Annotated in this window: 27 protein-coding genes; 11 read left to right on the top strand and 16 right to left on the bottom strand. The window is 71.1% G+C overall.

Features of this window, described 5'->3' with window-relative positions:
• Window positions 1–44: 44 nt before the first annotated feature.
• On the bottom strand, window positions 45–1,016 hold the full coding sequence (locus AB0F15_RS17450) for an alpha/beta hydrolase (RefSeq protein WP_360271017.1): 972 nt from the start codon (window positions 1,014–1,016) through the stop codon (window positions 45–47).
• The gene (locus AB0F15_RS17445) at window positions 1,013–1,921 is read right to left on the bottom strand and encodes a diiron oxygenase (RefSeq protein WP_360271016.1); all 909 of its coding nucleotides are present in this window, start codon (window positions 1,919–1,921) and stop codon (window positions 1,013–1,015) included. The genes AB0F15_RS17450 and AB0F15_RS17445 overlap by 4 nt, the downstream gene beginning before the upstream one ends.
• Window positions 1,922–1,976: 55 nt before the next feature.
• Here AB0F15_RS17445 and AB0F15_RS17440 point away from each other — a divergent pair, with 55 nt between their 5' ends.
• Entirely contained in the window at window positions 1,977–2,744 is a 768-nt protein-coding gene (locus tag AB0F15_RS17440) for a TetR/AcrR family transcriptional regulator (protein ID WP_360271014.1), read from the top strand.
• Window positions 2,741–3,058: a DUF4873 domain-containing protein gene (locus tag AB0F15_RS17435; protein ID WP_360271013.1), complete on the top strand. Its 318-nt coding sequence runs from the start codon at window positions 2,741–2,743 to the stop codon at window positions 3,056–3,058. Before AB0F15_RS17440 ends, AB0F15_RS17435 begins: the two co-directional genes overlap by 4 nt.
• Window positions 3,059–3,060: 2 nt before the next feature.
• Here AB0F15_RS17435 and AB0F15_RS17430 read toward each other — a convergent pair whose 3' ends face one another.
• The 3 genes from AB0F15_RS17430 to AB0F15_RS17420 all read right to left on the bottom strand — a co-directional run bounded on the left by AB0F15_RS17430 (window position 3,061) and on the right by AB0F15_RS17420 (window position 4,637).
• Window positions 3,061–3,399 (bottom strand): pyridoxamine 5'-phosphate oxidase family protein, encoded by a 339-nt coding sequence (locus tag AB0F15_RS17430; protein WP_360271012.1) that lies wholly within the window; start codon window positions 3,397–3,399, stop codon window positions 3,061–3,063.
• A gap of 234 nt (window positions 3,400–3,633) precedes the next feature.
• Window positions 3,634–3,864 carry a DUF3107 domain-containing protein gene (locus AB0F15_RS17425; protein ID WP_043784361.1) on the bottom strand — a complete coding sequence of 77 codons (231 nt, stop codon included), beginning with the start codon at window positions 3,862–3,864 and terminating at the stop codon, window positions 3,634–3,636.
• Between the two features lie 119 nt (window positions 3,865–3,983).
• Window positions 3,984–4,637, bottom strand: a complete 654-nt coding sequence (locus tag AB0F15_RS17420) for a ferritin-like fold-containing protein (RefSeq protein WP_360271009.1) — start codon at window positions 4,635–4,637, stop codon at window positions 3,984–3,986.
• Window positions 4,638–4,867: 230 nt separating this feature from the next.
• Between AB0F15_RS17420 and AB0F15_RS17415 the strand changes: the two genes are divergently transcribed.
• Window positions 4,868–6,688, top strand: coding sequence for a DEAD/DEAH box helicase (locus tag AB0F15_RS17415; protein ID WP_360271007.1), 1,821 nt, complete (start codon window positions 4,868–4,870; stop codon window positions 6,686–6,688).
• A 26-nt stretch (window positions 6,689–6,714) separates the two neighbouring features.
• Window positions 6,715–8,031 (top strand): hypothetical protein, encoded by a 1,317-nt coding sequence (locus AB0F15_RS17410; protein WP_360271006.1) that lies wholly within the window; start codon window positions 6,715–6,717, stop codon window positions 8,029–8,031.
• A gap of 104 nt (window positions 8,032–8,135) precedes the next feature.
• On the opposite strand, the gene AB0F15_RS17405 is transcribed toward AB0F15_RS17410, so the two are convergent.
• The 7 genes from AB0F15_RS17405 to AB0F15_RS17375 all read right to left on the bottom strand — a co-directional run bounded on the left by AB0F15_RS17405 (window position 8,136) and on the right by AB0F15_RS17375 (window position 14,509).
• Complete coding sequence (locus AB0F15_RS17405) at window positions 8,136–8,660, bottom strand: hypothetical protein (protein ID WP_360271004.1); 525 nt, start codon at window positions 8,658–8,660, stop codon at window positions 8,136–8,138.
• Between the two features lie 12 nt (window positions 8,661–8,672).
• Entirely contained in the window at window positions 8,673–9,524 is an 852-nt protein-coding gene (locus AB0F15_RS17400) for a PD-(D/E)XK nuclease family protein (protein WP_360271126.1), read from the bottom strand.
• A gap of 82 nt (window positions 9,525–9,606) precedes the next feature.
• On the bottom strand, window positions 9,607–12,087 hold the full coding sequence (locus AB0F15_RS17395) for an alpha-L-rhamnosidase C-terminal domain-containing protein (RefSeq protein ID WP_360271002.1): 2,481 nt from the start codon (window positions 12,085–12,087) through the stop codon (window positions 9,607–9,609).
• A 123-nt stretch (window positions 12,088–12,210) separates the two neighbouring features.
• Window positions 12,211–12,840 (bottom strand): MarC family protein, encoded by a 630-nt coding sequence (locus tag AB0F15_RS17390; RefSeq protein ID WP_360271000.1) that lies wholly within the window; start codon window positions 12,838–12,840, stop codon window positions 12,211–12,213.
• Window position 12,841: 1 nt separating this feature from the next.
• A complete protein-coding gene (locus AB0F15_RS17385; protein ID WP_360270999.1) occupies window positions 12,842–13,714 on the bottom strand; it encodes a PHP domain-containing protein in 873 nt (290 codons plus the stop codon).
• Between the two features lie 49 nt (window positions 13,715–13,763).
• On the bottom strand, window positions 13,764–14,324 hold the full coding sequence (locus AB0F15_RS17380) for a PH domain-containing protein (RefSeq protein WP_003095467.1): 561 nt from the start codon (window positions 14,322–14,324) through the stop codon (window positions 13,764–13,766).
• A 20-nt stretch (window positions 14,325–14,344) separates the two neighbouring features.
• Complete coding sequence (locus AB0F15_RS17375) at window positions 14,345–14,509, bottom strand: hypothetical protein (RefSeq protein WP_162472554.1); 165 nt, start codon at window positions 14,507–14,509, stop codon at window positions 14,345–14,347.
• A 196-nt stretch (window positions 14,510–14,705) separates the two neighbouring features.
• On the opposite strand from AB0F15_RS17375, the gene AB0F15_RS17370 reads away from it, so the two are divergent.
• On the top strand, window positions 14,706–15,119 hold the full coding sequence (locus tag AB0F15_RS17370) for an NUDIX domain-containing protein (RefSeq protein WP_360270997.1): 414 nt from the start codon (window positions 14,706–14,708) through the stop codon (window positions 15,117–15,119).
• Between the two features lie 368 nt (window positions 15,120–15,487).
• On the opposite strand, the gene AB0F15_RS17365 is transcribed toward AB0F15_RS17370, so the two are convergent.
• Both AB0F15_RS17365 and AB0F15_RS17360 read right to left on the bottom strand, forming a co-directional pair.
• Entirely contained in the window at window positions 15,488–16,582 is a 1,095-nt protein-coding gene (locus AB0F15_RS17365; RefSeq protein ID WP_360270995.1) for a DUF2332 domain-containing protein, read from the bottom strand.
• 7 nt (window positions 16,583–16,589) lie between these two features.
• Window positions 16,590–17,168, bottom strand: coding sequence for a MaoC family dehydratase (locus AB0F15_RS17360; RefSeq protein WP_360270994.1), 579 nt, complete (start codon window positions 17,166–17,168; stop codon window positions 16,590–16,592).
• Window positions 17,169–17,411: 243 nt separating this feature from the next.
• Between AB0F15_RS17360 and corA the strand changes: the two genes are divergently transcribed.
• The 3 genes from corA to AB0F15_RS17345 all read left to right on the top strand — a co-directional run bounded on the left by corA (window position 17,412) and on the right by AB0F15_RS17345 (window position 20,161).
• The gene (gene corA / locus AB0F15_RS17355; protein ID WP_360270992.1) at window positions 17,412–18,494 is read left to right on the top strand and encodes a magnesium/cobalt transporter CorA; all 1,083 of its coding nucleotides are present in this window, start codon (window positions 17,412–17,414) and stop codon (window positions 18,492–18,494) included.
• 180 nt (window positions 18,495–18,674) lie between these two features.
• Window positions 18,675–19,325 (top strand): metallophosphoesterase, encoded by a 651-nt coding sequence (locus AB0F15_RS17350; RefSeq protein WP_360270990.1) that lies wholly within the window; start codon window positions 18,675–18,677, stop codon window positions 19,323–19,325.
• A complete protein-coding gene (locus AB0F15_RS17345) occupies window positions 19,322–20,161 on the top strand; it encodes a chromosome partitioning protein ParB (protein WP_360270988.1) in 840 nt (279 codons plus the stop codon). The genes AB0F15_RS17350 and AB0F15_RS17345 overlap by 4 nt, the downstream gene beginning before the upstream one ends.
• Here the strand turns inward: AB0F15_RS17345 and AB0F15_RS17340 are convergent.
• Both AB0F15_RS17340 and AB0F15_RS17335 read right to left on the bottom strand, forming a co-directional pair.
• Entirely contained in the window at window positions 20,158–20,901 is a 744-nt protein-coding gene (locus tag AB0F15_RS17340; RefSeq protein ID WP_360270987.1) for a hypothetical protein, read from the bottom strand. The genes AB0F15_RS17345 and AB0F15_RS17340 overlap by 4 nt on opposite strands.
• Window positions 20,901–21,389, bottom strand: coding sequence for a SigE family RNA polymerase sigma factor (locus tag AB0F15_RS17335; protein WP_360270985.1), 489 nt, complete (start codon window positions 21,387–21,389; stop codon window positions 20,901–20,903). The genes AB0F15_RS17340 and AB0F15_RS17335 overlap by 1 nt, the downstream gene beginning before the upstream one ends.
• A 170-nt stretch (window positions 21,390–21,559) precedes the next feature.
• Here AB0F15_RS17335 and AB0F15_RS17330 point away from each other — a divergent pair, with 170 nt between their 5' ends.
• From AB0F15_RS17330 to AB0F15_RS17320, 3 genes are read left to right on the top strand one after another with little or no spacing between them, the layout of a single operon-like run.
• A complete protein-coding gene (locus AB0F15_RS17330; RefSeq protein WP_360270983.1) occupies window positions 21,560–22,393 on the top strand; it encodes a type II CAAX endopeptidase family protein in 834 nt (277 codons plus the stop codon).
• Window positions 22,390–23,535: a histidine kinase gene (locus AB0F15_RS17325; RefSeq protein WP_360270981.1), complete on the top strand. Its 1,146-nt coding sequence runs from the start codon at window positions 22,390–22,392 to the stop codon at window positions 23,533–23,535. Before AB0F15_RS17330 ends, AB0F15_RS17325 begins: the two co-directional genes overlap by 4 nt.
• The gene (locus AB0F15_RS17320; protein WP_360270979.1) at window positions 23,532–24,191 is read left to right on the top strand and encodes a response regulator transcription factor; all 660 of its coding nucleotides are present in this window, start codon (window positions 23,532–23,534) and stop codon (window positions 24,189–24,191) included. The genes AB0F15_RS17325 and AB0F15_RS17320 overlap by 4 nt, the downstream gene beginning before the upstream one ends.
• Window positions 24,192–24,195: the final 4 nt, after the last annotated feature.

The following is a 24,195-nucleotide window of genomic DNA, read 5'->3' as shown; positions in this document are numbered from 1 at the left end:
ACCCCAAATGCTACGTCAAATGCGTAAATTTCAGTTTAAAGCTACTATTTGCACCGAAAAGGGGAAATTTCACGTGAAAGTGCCGCTTTGCGGTGCAAAGTGGGGGCGGCGGCGCGGACCAGGGCGGAGATGCGGCGAGCCACTTCGTACGGGCGTTCCTGCGGGAGCATGTGCCCGGCCCCGGGGTAGCGGACGAACTCCGCGTGCGGCAGCTCGTCCGCGATCACCTTCGCGTGCGACAGCGGGCAGAGCCGGTCCTTCTCCCCCGCCAGCACCACCGACGGCACGTCGCCCAGCGCGCCAAGGCCGCCGACGCCCCGGTGGGCCGCGATCGCGTCCAGGAACAGCCCCGCGCTCGCCGGGTGCGCGCACAGCAGCTGCCCGACGACGCTGTCCACCTGCGCGCGCCCCGGCCGGTCGCCGAACACCAGCCGCCGGGTGCCGGAGCGGACCAGTCCCGGGCGCAGCCGCAGGGTTTCGCTCCGCAGCCCCGCCAGCAGCCGGGCGACCCGCGGCTCGAAGCGCGTCACGCCCCGGCCGACCAGCCCCGGGAACCCGAGCGTCAGCCGGTCCATGTCGCCGGACGACGTCGCGACGAACGCCGCGCCCGCCAGCCGGCCGGCGACCAGCGACGGGTGCCGTTCGGCGAGCACCATCAGCGTCATGCCGCCCATCGAGTGCCCGGCCAGCACCAGTGGCCCCCGCGGCACGCGGTCGGCGATCAGCTCGGCGAGGTCGTCGGCGAGCCGGGCGAGCGTCGCCGAGCCCGGCCGGGCCGGCGCCGAACCGCCGTGGCCGCGCAGGTCGTAGCGCAACGTCCGCACCGGCGCGTCGAGGTGCGGGAGCACGAAGTCCCACGTCCGGTGATCCTGCGTCCAGCCGTGGACGAGCACCAGCGTCACCGTGGAGTTGCCGGAGCCGGCCGGCCCCGAGTCCGAGACGTGCAGCGCGGCGCCGTCGCTCGCGACGAACCGGTGCCCGAGCGACGGGTTCCGCAGCCGCGACGCCGTCGTCATCGGCCCGCCGGGAGCAGGAACGACTTGCGCCAGAAGTACTTCCCGGGCAGCCCGACCAGGCCGGACTCCTCGAGGAACGGCATGATCTTCTCGCCGGCCCACGCGATCGTGCCCTGCCAGTGCGGGTTGTTCAGCGCCGCCTCGACGCCGTCGCGCGGCCGGATGCCGACCGCCTTGTAGACGTCCGGGTTGATGAACGCCCGCGTCACGAAGTACGCGATGAGCGCGATGACGAACTGCTGGTAGCCGATCTCGGCCTTCGACAGCTTCGCCATGCCGCGGGTGACCTCTTCACGGGCGAAGGTGACATGCCGGGCTTCTTCGAGCACGTGGATCCGGTTGACCATCCGGACCAGCGGCTGGACGCCTTCGTCGTTCATCTGCTCGCGCTGCAGCCGGTCGAGCACCTCCTCCGCGACCAGGATCGCGCCGTAGCGCGCCGGGCCGTAGGAGATCGACGGCATGAGCTTCGCCAGCCGCCGCAGCCACGGCACCGGGCCGTAGGCCGGGCAGCCGATCCGCGCCGCCATCCGCGCGAACATCGTCGAGTGCCGGCATTCGTCGGCGATCTCGGTGAGCGCGAACTGGGCGTGCGCGGACGTCGGGTCCTCTTCGTAGACCTCCTTCAGCAGCATCTGCATGAGGAGGATCTCGAACCACAAGCCGGTGGTGGCGACGCTCGCGACTTCGTGCTTGCCCAGCTCGATGCGCTGGTCGGGGGTCAGGTTCTCCCAGAGCTCGGTGCCGTAGAGCGAGGACCGCTCGTCGAGGATGAACCGCTTGCCCTCGACCAGCGGCGCGGCCCAGTCGATGTCGACGTCGGGGTCGTAGAACTTGTTCGCCGACGACTTCAGCAGGCGGTTCGCGGTCTTCTCGCGATCTGGTTCCTTCAGCGTCCGCGTCATCGCCGACACCCCTTCCGCAACATGTAACTTGAGGTAACAGTTACCTGTGCGTAGCATGACTCCCGTGATCGAACGTGTCAAGCGCTCCGGCAAGCAGCCCAGCAGGTCATCCCGCGACGAGGAGGCCACCGGCGACGCCCGGCGCGACCGCTGGCGCAAGCACCGGATCGCCCGGCGCAAGGAGTTCGTCGAGGCCGCGCTGCGGGCCCTCGACATGCACGGCCCTGACCTCGGCATGGAGGACGTCGCCGCGGAGGCCGGCGTCACGAAGCCGGTGCTGTACCGGCACTTCGACGACAAGGCCGACCTGTACGTGGCACTCGGTCAGCGCGGCACGGAAATCCTCTTCGAGCGGCTGATCCCGGCGATCAACGCCGAGCTCGCCCCGGTGCCGCGGATCCGGATGGCGCTGGACGCGTTCTTCACCGTGATCGAGGAGCACCCGAACCTCTACCGGCTGCTGGCGCACGGGCGGCCGGAGAAGCCGATCTCCTCCGACGTGGTGGCCGAGGACAAGGAGCTGATCGCGACCGCGCTGACGGCGCTGCTCGGCGACTACATGCGGATGTTCGACATGGACTCCGGCGCGGCCGAGCCGTGGGCGCACGGCATCGTCGGCATGGTCCAGAACACCGGCGAGTGGTGGCTGGACCGCCGGTCGATGAGCCGCGACGCGGTCGTCGAATACCTGACGCAGATCATCTGGGCGGCCATCGACGGGCTGACCCGCCAGAACGGCGTGGTCATCGACCCGAACCTGCCCCTGGAAGTCAACAAGGTGGTCCAGCTGGGCCGCCGGAACCCGCTGGAGGAAACGTCATGAGCGAGCACGACGAAGACGGCTACAGCGGTTCGGCCACGCTGGTGGTCGACGGGGTTCCCCTGCCGGTGACGGTCGAGCTGCGCGGCTACTTCCAGCCGATCGACGGCTATTACCGCTGGTACGGCCGGGTGGCGGTGCACGAGGAGCTGACCCGCCTGGTGGGCGGCAAGAAGAAGGCCGTCCGGATCGAGGCGGGCGCGCACTCGGCGTCGGGCGAGCTGTCGGACCCGGATCCGTGGGGGCGCTACCGGATCACGGGGACGAGCACCCCGCCGTTCCACGTCCCGACGACGCTGGAAGAGCTCAACGCCTGACGTCAGGGCAGGCGCGGGTCGGCCAGTTCGCGGCCGGGCAGCCAGCCGTTCGCGATGTCCGTGGCCCGCCACTTCGGCACGGCCAGCCGGACCGCCGTGACCGGTGCGGCCAGGAAGGGCGCGGCCTCGGGAACCTTCGTGACGAGCAGCTCGCGCACCCGCGCGCCCTCGTCGGCGCCGACGATCTCGGCGGACGCCTGGGCCTGCAGGAACGGCTCCATCGGCGAGCCCGTCGAGACCACGACGGAGACCAGCGGGTTCTCCCGGATGGCGGCCAGCGTCCGGCCGCGGTCCTCGACCACCAGGTTCAGGGTGAACTCGCCGCTTTCGGCGAAGTACACCCCGCCGACTCACGGTCCGGTACGGCCCGAAGTGGCGAGGAACAACGACTTGTGCGCGGCGAGGGTGCTCCGCACGAGATCCGCGACGGCGGACGGCTCGAGAGTGGTCACCGGCCGAAGGTGGGTGGCGGAAAGCGACACTCCAAGCAAAACACCACAATCCGGTGAACCCCGAGCGCGCGAAGGCCACCTCGGGCACGTCCCGAGGTGGCCTTCCCGAACTCGGGCGGTGGGTCAGTCGCCGACGCCGAAGCCGACCTTGCGGACGTCGGACGGGGCGATCTCGACGTACGCGATGCGGTCGGAGGGGACGATGTACTTGCGCCCCTTCTCGTCGTTGATGCGGAAGAGCCCGTCACCGGCCGTCAGGGCCTCGGCGACCAGCTTCTCCACCTCGTCGGGAGACTGGCCACTGGACACCACCAGCTCGCGCGGCGTGTCCTTGATGCCGATCTTGACCTCCACGTGGGACCTCCGCTGAAAATTCGTAAGGGATGTGCTCGGCAAGGCTAACCGAACGGGCTCGTTCCGGTGGCGCATCTCCGCGCCCGACCGCGTCGTCACTTCCGGGTACTCCATCGGGATCAGCCCAGGCCGAGCGCCTGCATGCGCTTCGTGTGCCCCTGTTGCAACCGCCGGAACAGCGCGGCAATTCCGGAGAGGTCGCCCGAGCCGTTGATGATGAGCTCCGCCAGCCCGTCGCGCTCGGCGACGACGTACTGGGCCTGGGTCAGCGCCTCGCCGAGCAGGCGGCGGCCCCAGAGGGCGAGCTTGTCACGGGTCTTGGGGGCGGCCTCGATGCCGGCCGCGACCTCGCGTTCGGCGAACGCGGAGTGGCCGGTGTCGGCGAGCACGGTGAGCACGAGGTCCTTGGTCTCCGGGTCGAGCCAGCTGGCGATCTCCCGGTAGAGGTCGGCGGCCAGCCCGTCGCCGACGTAGGCCTTGACCAGCGACTCCAGCCACGACTTCGGCGGCGTCGAAGCGTGCCAGGCGTCGACCTGGCCCACGAACGGCCCCATGGCGTCCTCGATCTTGCTGCCGTGCGCGGCCAGGTGTGCCGACAACAGGCCGTAGTGACCGATCTCGGCGGCCGCCATGGTCGCCAACGCGGCCCGTCCGGCCAGCGTGGGGGCGCTGTGCGCGTCCTCCGCCAGCCGGTCGAACGCGGACAGTTCGAGGTACGCGATCACACCCAGAAGGTCGACTACGCCCTCGGAGATCTCTTTCGGCTCGGTCACGGGGGCAGGGTATCGCCGAAGCACCCGGACGTGGCGGGACGAGACCGATCACACTGGTTCCGGCGTGCCGGGTACTGTCGAAAAACTGCTGACCAGGTACACTGGCGGGCGATACCAAGCTTCCGTACGTCATACCGGCGTCGGGATCAGGCAGGTCACGTGGCTTGCCGACGTACTGCAATGTGCGTGCACGCCTCTTCCGGCATTCCCGGGACGGACCGGTTCCGCGCTTGAAGATCAGCGCCAGGGACCAGGGTTTACTCCCGGTCGAGTGTCGAGCGGACCCAGGGCTGTGCGCGCTGGTCACGAGAGAGGCGATCACCCTGACCGCAGAAATTTCCACAACCGAACAGCCCCCCGCCGTCGCGCTGGAACACAGCGAGACCGGACCGGCCGCGCTCGACACGTCGCACCCGCTGCAGGCGGGCGTCGAGGTCGAGCCCGAAGCCCCGACCTTCGCGTCCTTCGGCGTCAAGCCGGAGATCGTCAAGGCGCTCGGCGAGGCCGGCATCGAGCGGACGTTCGCCATCCAGGAGCTCACCCTGCCCCTGGCCATGGCCGGCGACGACCTCATCGGCCAGGCCCGCACCGGCATGGGCAAGACGCTGGGCTTCGGCGTCCCGCTCCTGCACCGCGTGCAGGTCCCCGGCGACGGCACCCCGCAGGTGCTCGTCGTGGTGCCCACCCGCGAGCTGTGCATCCAGGTCGCCAACGACCTCAAGGGCGCCGGCAAGCACCTGGGCATCCGCACCTTGGCCATCTACGGCGGCCGCCCCTACGAGCCCCAGATCGAGGCGCTCCGCAAGGGCATCGACGTCGTCATCGGCACCCCGGGCCGCCTGCTCGACCTGGCCGAGCAGCAGCACCTGGTGCTCGGCAAGGTCCGCGGCCTGGTGCTCGACGAGGCCGACGAGATGCTCGACCTGGGCTTCCTGCCCGACATCGAGCGCATCCTCCGGATGGTGCCGGACGAGCGGCAGACCATGCTGTTCTCGGCCACGATGCCCGGCCCGATCATCACGCTGGCCCGCACGTTCCTGCGCCAGCCGACGCACATCCGCGCCGAAGAGAACGACGCGAGCGCGATCCACGAGCGCACCACCCAGTTCGTCTACCGGGCGCACTCGATGGACAAGCCCGAGGTCATCGCCCGCGTCCTGCAGGCCGAGGACCGCGGCCTGACGATGATCTTCAGCCGCACCAAGCGCACCGCGCAGAAGGTGGCCGACGACCTGGTCGAGCGCGGCTTCGCAGCCGCCGCCGTGCACGGCGACCTGGGCCAGGGCGCCCGCGAGCAGGCCCTGCGCGCGTTCCGCTCCGGCAAGGTCGACGTCCTGGTCGCGACCGACGTCGCCGCCCGCGGCATCGACATCGACGACGTCACGCACGTGATCAACTACCAGTGCCCGGACGACGAGAAGACCTACGTCCACCGCATCGGCCGCACCGGCCGCGCGGGTCGCACCGGTGTCGCGGTCACGCTCGTCGACTGGGACGAGATGCCCCGCTGGAAGCTGATTTCGGACACCCTCGGCCTCGACAAGCCGGAGCCGGTGGAGACGTACTCGTCGTCGCCGCACCTGTTCGAGGACCTGGGCATCCCGCAGGGCACGAAGGGCCGGCTGCCGCTGGCCAACCGCACCCGTGCGGGCCTGGCCGCCGAGGAAGAAGAGGATCTGGGCGGCAAGCGCCGCGGCCCGCGTGGCCGCGGCAAGGCCGGCGAGGCGGCCGAGGCTCCGGCTCCGGAAGAAGCTCCGCGCAAGCGCGCCCGGACCCCGCGCAAGCGCACCCGCGGTGCCGCGCGAGGGGCCGAGGCGATCGAGACGGCGGACAACGCGGCCGAATCTTCGGCTTCGTCTTCGTCGGAGGCCGAGGCTTCGGCGTCGGAGGGCCGCACCCGGTCACGCCGCCGCACCCGCAGCGGCAACGCCCCGGAAGCGACCGGCCCGGCCGTCGAGAAGGAAACCGGCGAGAACGCCGAGCGTCCGGCTCGCCGGCGCCGCCGTCGCCGTCCGGCCGCGACGTCTGATACACCTGCGTCGGCAGACTGAAGCTTCTCCATCGGGGGTTCGGGTACGTGAGCGACGTCGACAAGGCGGCTGAAAGCGCGCCTGAACCCGAGTACGGCTCCGAAGACGTCCTCGAAGACGTCGAGGTCACCCCGCCCGCCCCGCGGGTCAAGGCGCGTCGATCGCCTTGGAACCGGGGGCGGGACCGGGTGATCGCCGCGCTGATCGCGGTCGGCGTGGTCGCGCTCGGGCTGGTCATCGGCGTGACGAGCGACAGCGCGGCCACCGACCGCACCGAGGCGGCACCGCCCCCGCCGTTGCCCGCGGCACCGGACAAGGTGCCCGGGTCACTGGCCGAAATCTGGAGCGCCCCCAGCGGCGCGACGCCGGTCCCGGTCGTGGCCGGCGATTCGGTGGCCACCGCGGACGGCGGCGAGGTCGCCGACCGCGACCCGCTGACCGGGCAGATCCGCTGGCACTACACACGTGACCTGCCGTTGTGCACGGTGGACGAGGCGTGGGGGCGGTTGAACGCCGTCTACCACAAGACCGGGAACTGCAGCGAAGTCACGCAGCTCGACCCGGCGACGGGCCGGATCACCGCGCAGCGCAACGGCAACGCGGAGCTGGGCACCCAGCTGGTCAGCGACGGCTCGCACATCACCGCGACGGGCAAGAAACTCCTCACGACGTGGCGCGACGACCTGGTCCAGAGCGCCGAGTACGGCCAGGTCCCGGCGCTGGTCAACGCGGGCAAGCAGCCCCGCACGGGCTGCACGTACGGCACGGTCGCGACGGCGTCGGGCAAGGTCGGCGTGATCGAACGCTGCCCGGGCGACCCGGCCGACCGCCTGACGGTCTACAAGGCGGCGCCGGAGAAGGACGACGAGCCCCAGGTCAGCTTCAGTTCGGTGCTGGCGGGCAAGCGAGCCCGCGTCATCGCGATGTCCGGCGACGTGACAGCGGTGGTCCTCCCCGACCAGAAGCTCCTGGTGGTCTACAACGGCGACGGCACCCAGCGCGCGGCGTACCCCCTGGACGTGCCGGCAGGCGACCTCGCCCAGGACCCGCCCTCGGCGGTCGAGGCCACCACCCAGACGGCCCAGAACGTGTACTGGTTCAGCGGGTCGAAGGTCGTGGCCCTGTCCCGTGACGACCTCTCGCCGCGCTGGACGCTGAGCAGCGCGCTGGGCCCGGGAAGCACGTTCGCGCAGCAGCTGGTGATCCCGATCAAGGGCGGCCTGGCGGTGCTGAACGAAAACGACGGATCGACGATCCGCACGGTCGGGGTCGAGCGCCGGGGCTACACGGGCGTGGTCCGCCTGGCCGCGGCCGGCCCGGTCCTGCTCGAGCAGCGCGGCCCGGTCCTGACGGCCCTGAAGTAGCCCGGAGGGCCCGTGATTGGGGCCGGAACTCGCGTGATCCGGGCCGGAAGCCACGTGATTGGGGCCGGAACTCGCGTGATTGGGGCCGGAAGCCGGGGTGCGGGTCAGGTGAGCCAGAAGAGGGTCAGCGCGGAGACCGTGAACAGCACCACCGCCACGCCCGCACCCACCGCCGCTGGTCCATTGCGGCGGTCGGCGACCCGCTGAGCGAGCACGGCCAGCACCGCTGCCACCGGGTGGCCGACCAGCAAGGTCGCGCCCGGACCGGGCGCGCCGGTGTACAGGCAGATTCCCGCCACCACGAGCACCCCGGCCGCGAGCACCGCGAGCCCGGCCGCCAGTGAGCCGGTGAACCCACGCCACCAGCGCCCACCCTGCCTGGCCCGCACTGAAGCAGCAGGCACGGAAGCATCCGGCGCCGTGACCTCCGGCGCGGAAGCATCCCGCGCAGCCGCCTGTGGCACGGTGGTCTCCGCCGTGGTGGTCTCCGGCGCGATCCGCTCGGGACCGACCCGCTCCTGCGGCGCCGTCTCGGCGTCGGCGGCCGAGGACACGCCCTGGTGCGGCTTTTCCGGCTCACCCACGGGAAGCGGGGTCGTTGCCAGTTCGTCGGTGTCCGGTGAAGCCACGTTCCCTCCCGTTCAGGGTGCGAGCAGGTCCCACGGCTGCGCCGCCGGGGCCGCTTCCCGGCCCGCCGCACAGCTCGGCCTGAAATCGCACCAGGCGCACCGCCGGTCCGGGCGGGGCGGGAACAGCACGTCCCCGTCGCCGCCCGCGTCCAGGGTATCCGTGGCCAGCCTGAGGTCCGCGGCGGTCTCGTCCGCGCGCTGCAAGTGCCGCCGCAGGCTCTCGTCCGTGTGCTCCGCCGCCGCGATCGTGCCGCTCGGCAGGTGGTGCAGCTCCACCGTCGTGCACGGCATCCGCAACGTGCGGGCCGCCGCGACCGCGTACAACGCAAGCGCTTGCGACGCCCGGGCCTCGTACTCGTCCGGCGGCCGGCGGCCCGTCTTGTAGTCGACGATGACCAGCGAGCCGTCGCGCGCGTCGATGCGGTCCGCGCGGCCCTCGATGATCATCGAGGGCCGCTCCCCCGGCGACGGGCTGACCGGCGCCGACACCCACCGCTCCAGCCCGACCGGGTCGTGGCTGACGTCGTTGTCCTCGACGTACTCGGCCACCCAGCCCTTGGCCCGCGCGCGGTACCGCGCGGCCTGGTCGGCGTCCTCGAACCCGGCGTCCTTCCAGTGCTCGGCCACCAGCGCCACCGCTCGCTGCGGCACCCGCTTGAGCACCGGCAGGTCGAACAGCGCCCGCAGCGCGTTGTGCACCACCGCGCCCAGGGTGCTGTGCGCCCACGGCCCGGTGCGTTGCGGGGTCGGCCGCACGAGGTACGAGAGCCGGTAGCGGCGCGGGCAGTCGGCGAAGGTCGCCAGCCGCGCCGGCGACACCTTCGTCAGCCGCACCGGTTGCGCCACGCCGAAATCGAAGCCCATCTGCTCCTTCACGGTTCCCCACGCTACGCACCACCACCGACACTTTCCGCGCGGGGCGACCTCGCCCCGCGCGGAAAGCCCGCTACCGCACGACGAGCACGGTGTGCGTCCCGCCGGACACCGCCAGGGAACCCGCGGCGGAAGCACCGGAAACCGCCCGGCCGTCCAGCAGCACCAGCCGGCCCGCCGGCACCACCAGCGAGCCGGACGTCCCGCGCGGAGCCGTCACCGTCAGGGAAAACACCGAACCCTGTTGCGACCACGAAGCCGACACCGCGCCCTTCGGCGTCGGCACCGCTCCGCGCGCCCACGAAACCGGACCCGGGTGCGGTGCGACCGTCCAGGTCGCGAAGCCCGGCGAAGCCGGCGAGACCCCCAGCAGCTCGTTCGTCAGCACCGGCACGACGCCGGTCGACCAGCCGTGCGCGGCCGACGTGTAGCCCTGCTCGTAGTGCGAGCCGCCCTCGCCGATGCCCTCCCACGCCGTGATACCCGGGTCGTGCGTGGTCATCCAGCCGTACATCCGCTTGATCTGGTCGATCGCGGACGCCGTCTGCCCGGTCCGGAACCGTGCCTGCAGCTCGGGGAACGACGTGAACGCGTACACGCGCTTCGTGCCGTCGGAGACGAGAGTGTCGTTGTCCATGAACGGGTTCCCGTACGGCAGCGCCCCGGCGGCGAGCCGCGCCAACGCCGAAGATGCCTGCGCGGGCGACGCGATCCCGGCCACGATCGCGTGGCTGTTGCCGTCCTGGCCGTGGCGCACCGCGCCCGTCGCCGAGTCGAGGTACGCGCCCGCCGCCGGATCCCACAGGTACTGGTTCACCGCCGCGGCCACGTCCGAAGCCCGCGAAAGCCACCGATCCGCGTCCGCCGCGTGCCCCGTCGCCCGCGCCAGGCCGGCCGCGCCCTGAAGAGCCCGGACGTACAACGCGTTGTAGTACGTCACTTCGCCGGTACGCGGCAGGAACGCGTAGTCGCCGTAGCCACCTGTGCCGTTGAGGCCCTTCGCAAGCAACCCTCGCGAGTCAGTCACCGAGGGGTACCAGGCGTCGAGCGTCTTCACGAGGTGCGAGTAGTACGAAGCCGCGTACGCGGTGTCGCCGGTGTAGAGGACGTAGTCCCAGCTGGAAGTCACCCACCAGAGCGGATAGTCGAACAGCGGCAACGTGTACCCGTTGATCGACGCGGGCGGGATCCAGCCGTCCGCACGCTGGTGGTCGGCCAGGTCGGCGAGGACGTTCCGCGCCGCCGTGCCGTCCTGGTGGGTCAGGTACTCCGTGAGACCGGAGACCGCGACGTCGCCGACGTACGGGTCCCGGTCGCGCTTCGCGCCGTCGTGGAGCACCAGTTTCCCGTCCAGCGAAGGCGAGAACGCGCCGCGGGGGTCCACATCGGACTCGCGGAAGGTGTCCATGCCCAGTTCGTTGGTGTAGGACGCCGCGTACCAGTACCGGTTCAGGTCTTCGTCGGACGACTCGAACCACCCGCGGTAGGTCGACGGCGTGCCGAGGTACGGCGTGAAGTCGAGCGAGACGCCGCTGATCCGCACCTCGCCGGACGGCTGGGCCAGGGGCGCGTCCGACGCGAGGGCGTCGAGGCTGATCCGCAGGTAGCGGAAGCCGTGCAGGCCGTCCGCACAGACCTGCGTGCCACTCTGGCAGCCCTTCGTGTCGCGCCAGACGACCGGCGTGGCCGGCACCGCGTACTGGTCGCTGCCCGGGCCGCCGGAGAAGTCCGACCGCGTGAAGTCGGAGCGTTCACCCAGGTACTGCTGGGTTTCCGAGAACGACAGCCGCACGCCGGGCCGGTTCGCCGACGCGCCCGCGAACGCGATCTTCGGGTATCCCGAGACGACCTTGCCGAAGTCCACCACCGCGACCGGCACCGGCGGGTCGGCGACCAGACCGGGCCAGACCTCGTTGACGCGGCTGAACTCCCCCGACGGCGTGTTCTGCGCCTTCGTGACGGTGATCCGGACCTGCGCGGTGGTCACCGGCCGGTCGAAGGCGACGGCCCGCTGGACGGCGGTGTTGCCGCTGACGGTCGCGGCCACCCGCCACGCGCCCGCGTCCGCCACCTCCACCGCGAAGTCCTGCGGCACACCGTCCACACTGGACAGGACCGTGACGCCGGGGAGCGCGACGGGGGCGACCGAGGTGATCGTCAGGACGTCCGGGTAGGCGCCGATCGTGTCGTCGTTCCAGAAGGTGTCCGGGCTGCCGTCGACGGCGTTGCCCGGCGCGTACGTCCGCGGCTGGCCGTTCCCGCCGTTGTTCGGCGCGTGGAACGACGACGCGGCCGCGGTGGTCCCCGCGGGCCAGGCCGGCTTCGGCGGCGGCGCCTGCCGCTTGAACGTCGCGACCCCGCGCCCGAGCAGGCCGCCGGGGTTGGTGACGTCGCCGGTGGTGGACAGCACGCGCACCGGCCGGACGTCCCGGCTCGCCGGTGCGACGACGTACTTCTGCCAGCCGGGGACGGGGATGGCCGAGGCGGCGGGTGCGGCGATCACGCCGCTCGCCACCAGGACCGTGACCGGCAGGACTGCTCTGAGCCACTTCATCGAGGCCTCCGCAAGGCGTTGAATCGTTTCAAACGCTGAGCTGAGCTTCAGGCTGCGGGAGGGGTGCCAACGATGTCAACGCCCCCGGCGCATCCTGTCCGGCAGGACAACCCGGGTGGCGGGTCAGTTCCCGCCGGCGATGAACCCGCGCACGGAGTTCGCGACCAGCTCCACGGCGATGGCCGCGAGCAGCAGGCCGGCCACCTTGGCCAGCAGCGTGATGCCGCTTTCCTTGATCAGCCGGATGACGAGACCGGAGTAGCGCATGCAGAGGTAGATGACGAAGTGGGTCGTGACGATCGCCAGCGCGAGGGCGATGTACGCGCCGATGTGCCCGTCCGCCTGCCGGACGAACACGATGGTCGCGGCGATCGCGCCGGGCCCGGCCAGCAGGGGCGTGCCGAGCGGCACCAGCGCGACGTTGACGTCTTCGGCCGCGGCCTCCGGCTCGTGCCCGTTGCTGGTGAGCAGCTGCAGCGCGATCAGCAGGAGCAGCAGGCCGCCCGCGCCCTGCAGCGCGGGGATGCCGATGCCCAGGTAGGCCAGGATCGCCTGGCCCGCGACCGCGAACAGGCTGATGACCAGCAGCGACACCAGGACGGCCTGCCGGGCCGCGCGCGCCCGGGTCGCCACGGGCTTGCGGCCGACGAGGCTGAGGAACACCGGCACCGTGCCCGGCGGGTCCATGATGACGACGAGGGTGATCGTCGCGCTCATGAAGAGCTTCGCGTCGAAGACGTCGGCGAAGGCCATGTCAGCCCTTCACGACGTGGTAGCCCGTGGCGCGCGCGACGAGTTCCTCGAACTGCCCGGGGTCGGTGGTGCACTCGCCGAGCGCGATCGTCTTGTTGGTGCCGTGGTAGTCGCTGGACCCGGTGACGAGCAGGCCGAGCTCGGCGGCCAGCTCGCGGGTGCGGGCCCGCGTCGGCGCGTCGTGGTTGGGGTGGTCGGCCTCGACGCCGGTGAGCCCGCGCGCGGCCAGCCCGGCAAGGGTGTCCTCGCTGATCGTGGCGCCGCGGCTGAAGGCGAAGGGGTGCGCGATGACCGTGACGCCGCCGGCCGCGGCGATCATGTCGATGGCCTCTTCGACCGGCGTGTCGCGGCGGGCGACGTAGTAGCCGCGGCGGGGGCTCAGGTAGTCGGCGAAGGCCTCGTCGACGGACTTGACCAGCCCGGCCCGGACCAGCGCCTGGGCCAGGTGCGGGCGCCCCGGAGGGGAGTCCTCGGGCAGCAGGCCGAAGATCTCGTCGATGTCGATCGGGAGACCGTCGGCGGCCATCCGCTCGGCCATCCGCCGCAGCCGCGTGCGGCGCTCGAGCCGCAACCGGGTCTGTTCGGTGACCACGGCCTCGGACGTCGGGTCGAAGAGGTAGGCGAGCAGGTGGACGCTGATCTGCCTGCCGGTCTCGGGGTCGGCCGACACCGTGGAGAGCTCGGCGCCGGGCACCAGCGTCAGGCCGGGTGGCAGCGCCTCCGCGGCGGGCGCCCAGCCCGCGGTCGTGTCGTGGTCGGTGATCGCGACGACGTCGAGCCCGGCTTTCGCGGCCGCGGCGACGAGCCCGGCCGGCGTGTCGGTGCCGTCGGAAGCGGTGGAGTGGGCGTGCAGGTCGATGCGCATCGTGTCCATTGTCGACGATGCGGTGCGTCACACTGCGGCCGGGACACCCCGGCGCGCGTCACCCGACCGGCTTCTTGCCCCGGGCGGCCCGCTGGGCCTTGATCATCGAGAAGCGTTCGGCCTGCTTCTGCTTGTCGCCGAAGACCAGCTCCGAGATCGTGTCGTAGAACTCTTCGGGCCGCGGCAGGAAGTCGATCTTGTTGAGCGCCTGGATCTGACCGGCCGACTCGACCACCATCGTGCCGTAGCCCATCATGCGGCCGGTCGCCGTGCGGACGTAGCTGAGGTCGGTGACCTTGCTGATGGGCATCATCAGCACCTTGGTGGTGAACACCCCGGTGGTCATGACGAACCGCTTGTCGGTGACCACCAGGCGCTCGACCCACCACTCCATCACCACGTAGGCGAACCGCAGGACGACCAGCAGCGCTACGTACCAGAGGATGTTCTGGCCGATGTACAGCGCCGGCGGCAGCAGGTAGGACACCAGGACGCAGACGGCCAGCAGTGCGGCCGCCTCGAAGGTGTCCCAGAGGAGCACCGCCCAGTGGCGGCGGATCCTGATGACCCGCCGCTCGGTGTCGAGGAGGTACTCGTCGGGGTCGCGTGGCGCGAACATGGTTCGAGGGTAACCCCCGATCAGCCCTTGAACACGCTGCTGACGAAGGTGATCACCGATTCGGCCGAGCTGCGGAGGAAGTCGATGATGTTGCCGACGAGGCCGGCAGCCTGCCCAGGCTGGGCGATGACGAAGAACAGCACCAACGCGATACCGGCGAGGCCCGCAATCTTCTTCACGTTCACCGCGATCAAATCCCGTCTCTTACGGTGACACCGGACAACAGCAGAGAACTTGACTTTTTACGTTGTACCGCACTGGACAGGCGCAGGGGAGGAAAGTCCCGCGCTTGGGTCAGCACGCCGTCCGAAGTGTACCGTATGGCTACTCTCCGTGTACAGGACATCGGTTTTCAGGTCGGTCACGTCTACCCTTCGGGACATGGAGGGCCTCACCAGCACCACAATCCGCTGCGTCGGCGGGATCGCGTTCGACGACCGCGGCCGCCTGCTCCTCATCCGGCGCGTCAACGACCCCGGTTCGGGGCAGTGGTCGCTGCCGGGCGGTCGAGTCGAACCGGGCGAATCAGACGAAACGGCCGTAGCACGGGAGCTTTCCGAGGAAACCGGCCTCGAGGTGATTCCGGGCACGCTCATCGGGACGGTGACGCGCGGACCGTACGAGATCCACGACTACGCCTGCGCGGTCGTGGGCGGGATTCTGACGGCCGGTGACGACGCGTCGGAGGCCCGTTGGTCCGATGCGGCAGACCTTGCCGCCTTGGAGCAGGCCGGAGAGCTGGTGGATCTCCTTTACGTGACCCTGCGTGAGTGGGACGCCTTGCCGCGCGCCTGAGGCTGCCGAAGAACACCCCCACCCTCTCCGGGGGGTATCGGAGAGCCGTGCCCCGCTGTGGCACTGGTCGCGTCGGGTGCTCGATTCGATTCCCGCTTGGCCCGGCATGCCCCACGGCGTGGCTGGCGACTTCACACCGTCGCGTCCGGCCAACTCACCGCCCGGACCGGCCAACTCACCGACGTTCCCGGTGAGTTGGCGGTTGCGGGCAGTGAGTTGGCGGTTGCGGGCGCCGAGTTGGCGGTTGCGGGCGCCGAGTTGGTGCCATCGGGCGACCGGCAAGTGGCGCGGACTCGTCGGCTTGCGACGATCCCGGCCCCGCGCGGCAGGTTGTCCACAGCTGAGCCGGGCTGTGGACAACCACCCGGCTACAGCGGCAGCCAGGTCATCCGCTGCCCGTGCGGCGCCGTCCGGGCCAAGGCGTGCGCCGCCGGCTTCCCGTCCTCCCAGCGGACCACGCCCAGAGTCGCCAAGCCGTCGGAACCGGCCAGGTCCGAACGGCCCGGCAGCGCCGTCTCGAGCCCGGCGCCGTAGAACTCCTCCGACACCCACCACAGCGGCCGTGCCTCCGCCAGCTCGGCCAGCGCCGAGACGAACGCGGAGCGCCGGGCCGGCGTGAAGTACCCCAGCACGTGGCTCGTCACCACCACGAGCGGCCCGTCCAGGGACGCCGCCGCCGACGCGAGGTCGTCGACCCCGTCCCCGGTGATCAGCCGCGGGCGGTGCTTGGCCTGTTCGGCCGCCGCCGTCCGCAGCAACCGGATGCGGTCCGGCTGGTCGGCCCAGACGCAGGCCTCGAGCCAGGCCAGCTCGTCCTCGTCCGACAGGTCGACCGGGGCCCGGTCCAGCCCCGCCCGCGCCGTCACCACGAGCTTCTTGGGCAGCTTGGGCACCACCGCACCGGGCGCCAGGTCCAGCGCGCAGTGCAGCCCGACGGCGGCCTTCGCCGGGCCCGCCGTCAGCTGCTCGCCGCCGTCGCACTGGTAGCGGTAGCCGAAGCGGTCGAGCCCCAGCAACAGGCCCGCGCTGCAGCCGACCTCCAGCAAGGCGACCTTCCCGCCCGCTTCCTTCGCCGCCCGCGCCACGCCGGGGTACAGCAGCGCCGCCCGCCGGACCTCGTTCGTCTGCGTATAACGCGACGAAACGAGCGCCCGTGCCTTGTCGGCCCGCTCCAGCAGGAACGACCGGAACAGCGGCCAGGTCTCGGAGTCGACGCCGTCGAACCCGCCCAGCGAGGGGTAGTAACGCGAAAGGGGGTGGATCGGATCGGCCTGCACCAGCCGGTGCGCGACCGCCATCAGCAGGGTTCCCCGCACCTCGCCGTCGCGGGCCGGCGCGAGCAGCCCGGCGACGTCGTCGTCCGCGGCGGCCTGCAGCGCCAGGTGTTCGTACAGCGGCGAGACCCCGCGCGCCTCGACTTCCGCGAACGTGCGGAGTATTTCCTTGATCCCGTCCAGGTCCATCAGAGCCTCATTCGTGCGGCACCGGCCGGCCCGGCTGCTCCCCGCCCCGAGTCTCCCCGTAGGAGCGCTTCGGCACCATCACCTTCCGCCGGAAGGTGCACACGATCAGGCCGTCCTGCTTGTACCCGCGCGTCTCGACGTACACGACGCCGCGGTCGTCCTTGGACTTCGACGGCGTCTTGTCGAGCACCTCGGTCTCGCCGTAGATCGTGTCGCCGTGAAAAGTCGGCTTGACGTGCTTGAGGGACTCGACCTCGAGGTTCGCGATGGCCTTGCCGGAGACGTCGGGCACGGACATCCCGAGCAGCAGCGAATAGACGTAGTTGCCGACGACGACGTTCTTGCCGAAGTCGGTCGTCTCCTCCGCGTAGTGCGCGTCCAGGTGCAACGGGTGGTGGTTCATGGTGATCAGGCAGAACAGGTGGTCGTCGTATTCGGTGACCGTTTTGCCCGGCCAGTGCTTGTAGACCGCACCGACCTCGAACTCCTCGTAGTACCGACCGAACTGCACTCGTCTTCTCCTGTCGCGTAACACCGCGTGAGCCTGGTACGACACGCATCCGTAGTGAGGAGTACCCTCAACCATCGGTGTTCGTGCGTCAACGCGAGCCCCACCACTGTTGCACCCGGCCCGAAGGAGGTGAGGAACCCGATGAGTAGTGGCGATAGTCCGCTCCCTAGTAGTCCCAGCGTTCCCACCTCACTCGCCGGCCGGCTCATCTCCTGGTAGGCCTTCTCCCCCCGGGAACGCTGGTGTGTCGCCGGGCGGACGCATTTCCGCCCCTGGTCAGTCGTCTCGCACGACCACGCACGACGCCCAGGAGATCCCATGCCTGCCATTCCCTCGCTCGGCGGCCTTCGGGGCCGCGGCAACAAGGGCGCCGTCCCCGTCCGCCCCATCCCGGTACCGCTGTCCGCGTACGTCGTCGACTGCGCGGTGTACGTCGCCGGTGAACGCCTGCCCGGCCGCTGGACGCACTCCGAGGCGATCAAAGAAGTCCGGAAGCGGCACGAAGGGTTCGTCTGGATCGGGCTGCACGAGCCGGACGCCCAGCAGATCCAGGGCGTCGCGGACACGTTCGGGTTGCACGAGCTGGCGGTGGAAGACGCGCTCGAAGCACACCAGCGGCCCAAGCTGGAGCGCTACGACGACACGCTGTTCCTGGTGGTCAAGACCGTCCGGTACGTCGAACACGAGTCGCCGACGACGGCGAACGAGATCGTCGAAACCGGCGAGCTGATGGTGTTCCTCGGCCGCGACTTCGTGATCACGGTGCGGCACGGGAACCACTCGGGGCTGGCGCGGCTGCGCCGTGAGCTCGACGAGGACCCGGAGCGGCTGCAGCTGGGCCCGTCCGCGGTCGTGCACGCGATCACCGACCACGTCGTCGACCACTACCTCGACGTCACGGGCCGGATCGAGAACGACATCGACGTGATGGAGGCGCAGGTCTTCGCGCCCCGCTCCCAGGTCAGCGCCGAGCAGATCTACCTCATGAAGCGGGAGGTCCTCGAGCTGCGCCGGGCGGTGATGCCGCTGGCGACGCCGATCCAGCGCCTGGCCGAGGGCTACACGCGGCTGGTCCCGGACGACGTCCGCTCCTACTTCCGCGACGTCGCCGACCACCTCACCACCGTGTCGGAACGGGTCGCGGCGTTCGACGAACTGCTGTCCACCCTGGTCGACGCGACCGTCGCGAAGATTTCCCTGCAGCAGAACACCGATATGCGCAAAATCACGTCGTGGGCGGCGATCATCACCGTGCCGACGATGATCGCGGGCATCTACGGGATGAACTTCGACTACCTGCCCGAGCTGCACTGGAAGTTCGGGTACCCGCTGGTGATCACGGTGATCCTGGCGATCTGCCTGTTGCTGTACCGAATATTCCGGAAGAACGGCTGGCTCTAGGTCCCCTTTCTTTTTCCCACCGGATTCGGAGAATTCGTGATGCCTCGCCTGCTGTCCAACTTGAAGTTCTGGGCCCTCGCGCTCAGCCTCGTGTGGATCTTCGTCATCACTTTCGTCATCGTCGCCGACCCGGGGTTCGCGCACGGGATGAAGTAACGCCCGGCGTCGTACCCTGGGTCCATGCCGAAAGCGCTGGTGGTCTCCGACGAGGTCGACGAGCGGTTGTGGACCGAGGCGGTCCGCAGCCACTCCGTCGACCTCGTCATCGGCGCCGGCGACCTCCCCTACGACTACCTCGCGTTCCTGGCCAGTGCGCTCGACGTGCCGTGCGTGTTCGTGCCCGGGAACCACGACCCGGACCTGAGCGGCTACACCCGCTACGGCGGACTGTCCATGAAGGACGGTTTCCCCACGGCCTGGCCCGGCCCGGCCGGCGGCATCAACGCCGACGGCCGGGTCGTCGACGTCGCCGGGCTCCGGTTCGCCGGGCTCGGCGGCTCGATCCGCTACAACGACGGGCCGAACCAGTGGACGCAGCGCCAGCAGGCGCGGCGGGCCCGCGCCCTGGTGCGGCGGGCGAAGTGGCGGCGGTGGCGCGACGGCCGCGGCGTCGACGTCGTGCTGACGCACTCGCCGCCGCTGGACCTGGGCGACCGGGCGGACCCGCCGCACCGCGGGTTCGCGTGCCTGCACTCCACGATCGCGGCGCTGCGCCCGAAGTGGCTGCTGCACGGGCACATCCACCCGCACGGCGAGCCGGTGCCGGACCGGGTCGTCGGCGAAACCCGCATCCGCAACGTGGTCGGTCACCGGATCATGGAGTTCTCATGAAAGAGACGGGATTCCCCCGCGCCGACGCGGAGAACGACTTCCTCCGCGCCCGCCGGGGCCAGGTGCTCTCGCGGCTTTCGACGTGGCTGCGGCGCGAGCCCGACGACGTCAACATCATGCTGCCGTTCCACGAGGTCGTGGAGGCGCTCGGCTACCTCGGCGAGCACCGGATCGGGCTGCGGGTGATCAAACTGGATTCGATCGCCGGCACGGTGGACCGCAGCCGCGACTTCGACCGCCGCTTCCGCCCGACGTCCGCCCGCGTCCGCGAGCGCTGGGAACGCCTGGCGCTGGCCGCCCGCCGCGGCGAGGAGATCCCGCCGATCGAGGTCTACCGCGTCGGCGAACTGCACTTCATCATCGACGGCCACCACCGCGTCTCGGTGGCGATCGCCCAGGGACTGTCCACAATAGAGGCTTCGGTGACGGTCGTCCGGACCAAGCTGGACCCGAGCGGCATCCGCCACCGCGGCGACCTGATCGTCAAGGACTACCGGCGGCTGTTCCTGGAGCGCGTCCCGCTGACCGGCCACGCGCGGGCGTCGGTGCTCGTGCCGGACCCGTGGGACTACGCGAGGCTGGGCGAGCACGTGGAGGCGTGGGGCTTCCGCCTGATGCAGGACGAAGGCAAGTTCTGCGACCGGGCGAGCGTGGCGCAGCGCTGGTTCGACGAGGAGTTCGTCCCGGTGGTGGCGATGCTGCGGCAGGCGGGCCTGATCGGCGACCGGACGGACGCCGAGGCGTACATGTGGGTGGCGGCGGAGCGGTACCGGCTGATCCGGACCCACCGCTGGGACGACGACGTGATCGAGAAGCTGCGGTCGCGACAGCACTAGAAGCCCAGCCCCGGCGTCAGCGCCAGCTGCCGCACCTGGGCGAGCGTCAACGTCGGCTCCGGGCGCTGCTTCGGCAACCCGACGCCCGCGCGCTCCAGCACTCCGCTGTTGTTCGACGAGAACTGCAGGACCGCGTCCGGGGTGGCCAGTGCCACGCGGTGGGTCAAGAGCTCACCGGAGCGCAACGTCGACAGCCACAGCACGCCCCGCGGTGTCGGTTCCGTGCGGCAGAGGATCTCCCCGGCTTCGTTGCACGGCGGGCCACCCGAGTTGGCGCTGGGCACGATCAGGACGTACACCGACCCGGAACCCCGGGCGTCGGTCACCCGCACCCCCAGGTGGAACAACGCGTCGCGGGGCGCGTCCCCGGCCGGGTCGGCGATCAGGTGGAACGGGTCCGCGGGCGGGGTCTCCCCCGGGATCGTCAACCGCGTGACCTGCGCGTCCGACAGCAGCAGCGAGCGCACCGCGCGGCCCACCAAGCAGCTCAGCCGATCGACCAGGGCCGCGCGCGTGTCCGAAGCCGTCGGGCAGGACGCGTTCGCGACCTCGCTCCGGTGCGGCAGCACCACCACCGCCAACCCCAGCGCCAGCGCGACCACCACCACCGCGACCACACCGGTGAGCAGGTGACGGCGGCGCGACAGGCGGGCCGCCGAAAGCACCGCCTCCCCGGACAGGCCGATCGGCGGCTCGTCCTCGGTCACGTAAGCCGTCAGCAACGACCGGACCTCTTCCATCACCACTCCTCGCCGGTCCGCGACGGCAGGGCCGCACGCAACGCTTCGACCCCGCGGGCCGTCTGGGACTTGACCGTGCCCTCGGCGACGCCGAGCAGCGAAGCGACCTCGCTCACCGGGAGGTCTTCGAGGAACCGCAGCACCACCATCGCGCGCTGCCGGGGCGTCAACCCGGCCAGCGCCCGCTCCACGTCGAGCCGCAAGGGCGTGTCCCGGCCCGGTGGCGACTCCCCCTCCGGCACCGAAGACGTCACGTACTCCCGCCCGAAAGCCCGCCGCCCGGCCAGGAACAGGTTCAGCAGGATGCGGCGCGCGTAGGCGTCCACGGTGTCCGGCCGCACCCGCCGCCAGCGCCGGTACAACTGGACGAACATGGCCTGGACCAGGTCTTCGGCCGCGTGCCAGTCGCCGCAGAGCGCGAACGCCACCCGGCGGAACCGCTGCACGCGTGCGGCGAAGTACTCGCTGAAATCGAGGTCTCTCGACACACGCACTCCCTTCCTCCCCGTATTAGTGCGCGGAGGGCCGGAAAGGTTCAAGCGTCCCCCGTGCGAGCTACGCGCAGGTGCCCGCTCCGTGGTGACGATTCCCCGCCGCCGGCTCCCTAACGTTCGTCGCAGCCGCGGGACACGCCGCGGAACCGGCGAAGGGGAATTCCATGAGGGTCGTCTGGCAACTGCTGGCCGTGGCCGCGGTCGCGTTCATCGGGCAACAGGCCGTCGCCGTGGGGGCGGGGAATCCGTGGCTCACCTTCGTCTTCGGTACCCTGACCGCCGTGCTGGCGGTCGTCGCCTACCGGTGGGTCGTGCGGCGGACCGAGCACCGCCCGGTCACCGAGCTGGCCGGGCCGGGGGCCGGGTGGGCGCTCGGCCGGGGCACGCTGATCGGGGTCGCGCTGTTCGCGCTCGTCATCGCGAACATCGCCCTGCTCGGGGACTACGAGGTCCACGGCTGGGGCACGCTCAGCGGAGCGATCGGGCTCGTCGGCTTCATGGCCGCCGCCGCGGTGACGGAGGAGCTGCTGTTCCGCGGCGTCCTGTTCCGGATCGTCGAAGAACGCACCGGCACGGCGATCTCCCTGGTGCTGACCGGGGTGCTGTTCGGCCTTTCGCACCTGTTCAACCCGCACGCGAGCCTGTGGGGCGCCCTCGCCATCGCCATCGAAGCCGGCGGCATGCTGACCGCCGCGTACGCCGCCACCCGCAAGCTGTGGGTGCCGATCGGCCTGCACTTCGGCTGGAACTTCGCCGCCGCCGGGATCTTCGGCACCGAGGTCTCGGGCAACGGCACCCCGCAGGGCCTGCTGGACGCCGCGACGTCGGGGCCGTCGATCGTCACCGGCGGCGACTTCGGCCCGGAGGGCAGCCTCTACTCCGTGCTGTTCTGCGTGCTGGCGACGAGCGCGTTCCTGTGGCTGGCCCACCGGCGCGGGAATCTGGTGCCTCGCCGCCGCGCCGAACGGGCCGACCGCGTCACTACACTTTCCCGGTGATCGAGTACCGGCCGGCCATGGCGCGGTGGCGGCGGCTCGACGTCGTCGTCCGGGACCTGCCGATCGGGCTGCTGTTCCTGGCGGCGTCGTTCCTGCCCGTGGTGCAGAGCCACGGGACACAGCTCGGCGGCGCGCCGTCGCGGCCGTTCGACGCGCTGGCCGTCGTGGTGATCGCCGTCGAAAGCCTCCCGCTCGCCGTGCGGCGGCGGTGGCCGGCCCTGTGCCTGACGCTGGTGGCGATCGGCTTCGCCGCCGACCAGCTCCGCGGCTACCACTCGGTGGCGGGCGCCGCGCTGGCCGTCGCGCTGGTGAGCGCGGGCGCCCACCTGGACCGGCACCGGCGCACCACCGCGCTCCTGTTTTCCGCGGCGTACGTGCTGCTGGCGATCGCGCTCTTCCCGTTCGGCTCGGAGCCGCCGTCGGAGTTCGTGACGTTCTTCCTGCTGCTGGTGTTCGCGTGGGGCATCGGGACGTGGCTGCGCACCACCCGGGCCGCGGAGGCCGCCCTCCGGCGGCGCGTCGCCGACGACACCCGGGCCGCCGAACGCGCCGTCATCGCCCGCGAGCTCCACGATGTCGTCACCCACCACGTGACGGCGATGGTCGTGCAGGCCGAAGCCGCCCGGTACCTGACCGCCGCACCGGACCGGCTCGACGGGACCCTGACCGCGATCACCGACACCGGCCGGCGGGCCATCACCGACCTGCGGCACCTGCTCGACCTGCTCAACCCCGATCACGGCACCGCGGTCAGGACGCCCTCCCCCGGCGGGCTGCTCGCGCTCGTGGAGCACGCCCGCCAGGCCGGGCAGCCGGTGGAGTTCACCGAGGAGGGCACCCCGGCGGAGTCCGGCGGCAGCGCCGATCTCGTGGCTTACCGGGTCGTGCAGGAGGCCTTGACGAACGCCCTCAAGCACGCCCGCGGCAGCCGCACCTCGGTGCGGGTGCACCACGGGGACCAGGAGATCGCCGTGGAGGTCGGCACGGCCGGCTCCGGGAGCGCGTCCCCCGGTGGGAGCGGCCGCGGGCTCGCCGGGCTCCGGGAGCGGGTCGGCGTGCTGGGCGGCGACTTCAGCGCGGACGCCCGCGACGGCGCCGGCTTCGTCGTCCGGGCCCGCATCCCGACGGGGAACCCGTCGTGACCGCGCCGATCCGCGTCCTCGTCTGCGACGACCAGATGCTGATCCGCACCGGGCTGGTGACGATCATCGGCGCCCAGCCCGGCTTCGAGGTGGTCGGCGAGTGCGGGGACGGGCGGGCCGCGGTCGACCTCGCCGGGCGGCTGCACCCGGACGTCGTGGTGATGGACGTGCGCATGCCGGTGCTCGACGGCATCGAGGCCACCCGGCTGCTGGCCGGGGCGGGGGTTCCGCACCCGGTCAAGGTGCTCGTGCTGACGACGTTCAACCTGGACGAGTACGTCTACGAGGCGCTGCGCGCGGGAGCGAGCGGGTTCCTGCTCAAGGACGCGCCGCCGGACCGGCTGCTGCACGGGATCCGGACCGTCGCCACCGGCGCGGCGCTGCTGGACCCGGACGTGACGCGCCGGCTCGTGGGTCGGCACGCCGCCCGGATCCGGCCCGCCGGCGACACCGCACGCGACCTGCCGCTGACCCCGCGCGAGCTGGAGGTCCTGCGCCTGCTCGCGGAAGGGCTCTCCAACAGCGAAATCGCGGCGCGGCTGGTGATCAGCCAGGAAACCGTCAAGACCTTCGTGTCGCGCATCCTCACCAAGCTGGACCTGCGCGACCGCGTCCAGGCCGTCGTCTACGCCTATCGCAACGGCCTGGTGACGTGAACGG

Origin of the sequence: Amycolatopsis sp. NPDC026612 (genome assembly GCF_040638285.1) — a bacterium.
In the GTDB taxonomy this organism is placed as follows: Bacteria; Actinomycetota; Actinomycetes; order Mycobacteriales; family Pseudonocardiaceae; genus Amycolatopsis.
This window is presented reverse-complemented; position numbering and strand designations above follow the sequence as displayed.

Excerpts from the sequence above, each read along its gene's own strand:
- corA (WP_360270992.1), top strand. The coding sequence starts at position 17,412 with ATGCCTGCCATTCCCTCGCTCGGCGGCCTTCGGGGCCGCGGCAACAAG.
- AB0F15_RS17345 (WP_360270988.1), top strand. The coding sequence starts at position 19,322 with ATGAAAGAGACGGGATTCCCCCGCGCCGACGCGGAGAACGACTTCCTC.
- AB0F15_RS17330 (WP_360270983.1), top strand. The coding sequence starts at position 21,560 with ATGAGGGTCGTCTGGCAACTGCTGGCCGTGGCCGCGGTCGCGTTCATC.
- AB0F15_RS17350 (WP_360270990.1), top strand. The coding sequence starts at position 18,675 with ATGCCGAAAGCGCTGGTGGTCTCCGACGAGGTCGACGAGCGGTTGTGG.
- AB0F15_RS17435 (WP_360271013.1), top strand. The coding sequence starts at position 2,741 with ATGAGCGAGCACGACGAAGACGGCTACAGCGGTTCGGCCACGCTGGTG.
- AB0F15_RS17360 (WP_360270994.1), bottom strand. The coding sequence starts at position 17,168 with ATGGTTGAGGGTACTCCTCACTACGGATGCGTGTCGTACCAGGCTCAC.
- AB0F15_RS17370 (WP_360270997.1), top strand. The coding sequence starts at position 14,706 with ATGGAGGGCCTCACCAGCACCACAATCCGCTGCGTCGGCGGGATCGCG.
- AB0F15_RS17440 (WP_360271014.1), top strand. The coding sequence starts at position 1,977 with ATGACTCCCGTGATCGAACGTGTCAAGCGCTCCGGCAAGCAGCCCAGC.
- AB0F15_RS17365 (WP_360270995.1), bottom strand. The coding sequence starts at position 16,582 with ATGGACCTGGACGGGATCAAGGAAATACTCCGCACGTTCGCGGAAGTC.
- AB0F15_RS17395 (WP_360271002.1), bottom strand. The coding sequence starts at position 12,087 with ATGAAGTGGCTCAGAGCAGTCCTGCCGGTCACGGTCCTGGTGGCGAGC.
- AB0F15_RS17385 (WP_360270999.1), bottom strand. The coding sequence starts at position 13,714 with ATGGACACGATGCGCATCGACCTGCACGCCCACTCCACCGCTTCCGAC.
- AB0F15_RS17340 (WP_360270987.1), bottom strand. The coding sequence starts at position 20,901 with ATGGAAGAGGTCCGGTCGTTGCTGACGGCTTACGTGACCGAGGACGAG.
- AB0F15_RS17450 (WP_360271017.1), bottom strand. The coding sequence starts at position 1,016 with ATGACGACGGCGTCGCGGCTGCGGAACCCGTCGCTCGGGCACCGGTTC.
- AB0F15_RS17400 (WP_360271126.1), bottom strand. The coding sequence starts at position 9,524 with ATGGGCTTCGATTTCGGCGTGGCGCAACCGGTGCGGCTGACGAAGGTG.
- AB0F15_RS17390 (WP_360271000.1), bottom strand. The coding sequence starts at position 12,840 with ATGGCCTTCGCCGACGTCTTCGACGCGAAGCTCTTCATGAGCGCGACG.
- AB0F15_RS17380 (WP_003095467.1), bottom strand. The coding sequence starts at position 14,324 with ATGTTCGCGCCACGCGACCCCGACGAGTACCTCCTCGACACCGAGCGG.
- AB0F15_RS17445 (WP_360271016.1), bottom strand. The coding sequence starts at position 1,921 with ATGACGCGGACGCTGAAGGAACCAGATCGCGAGAAGACCGCGAACCGC.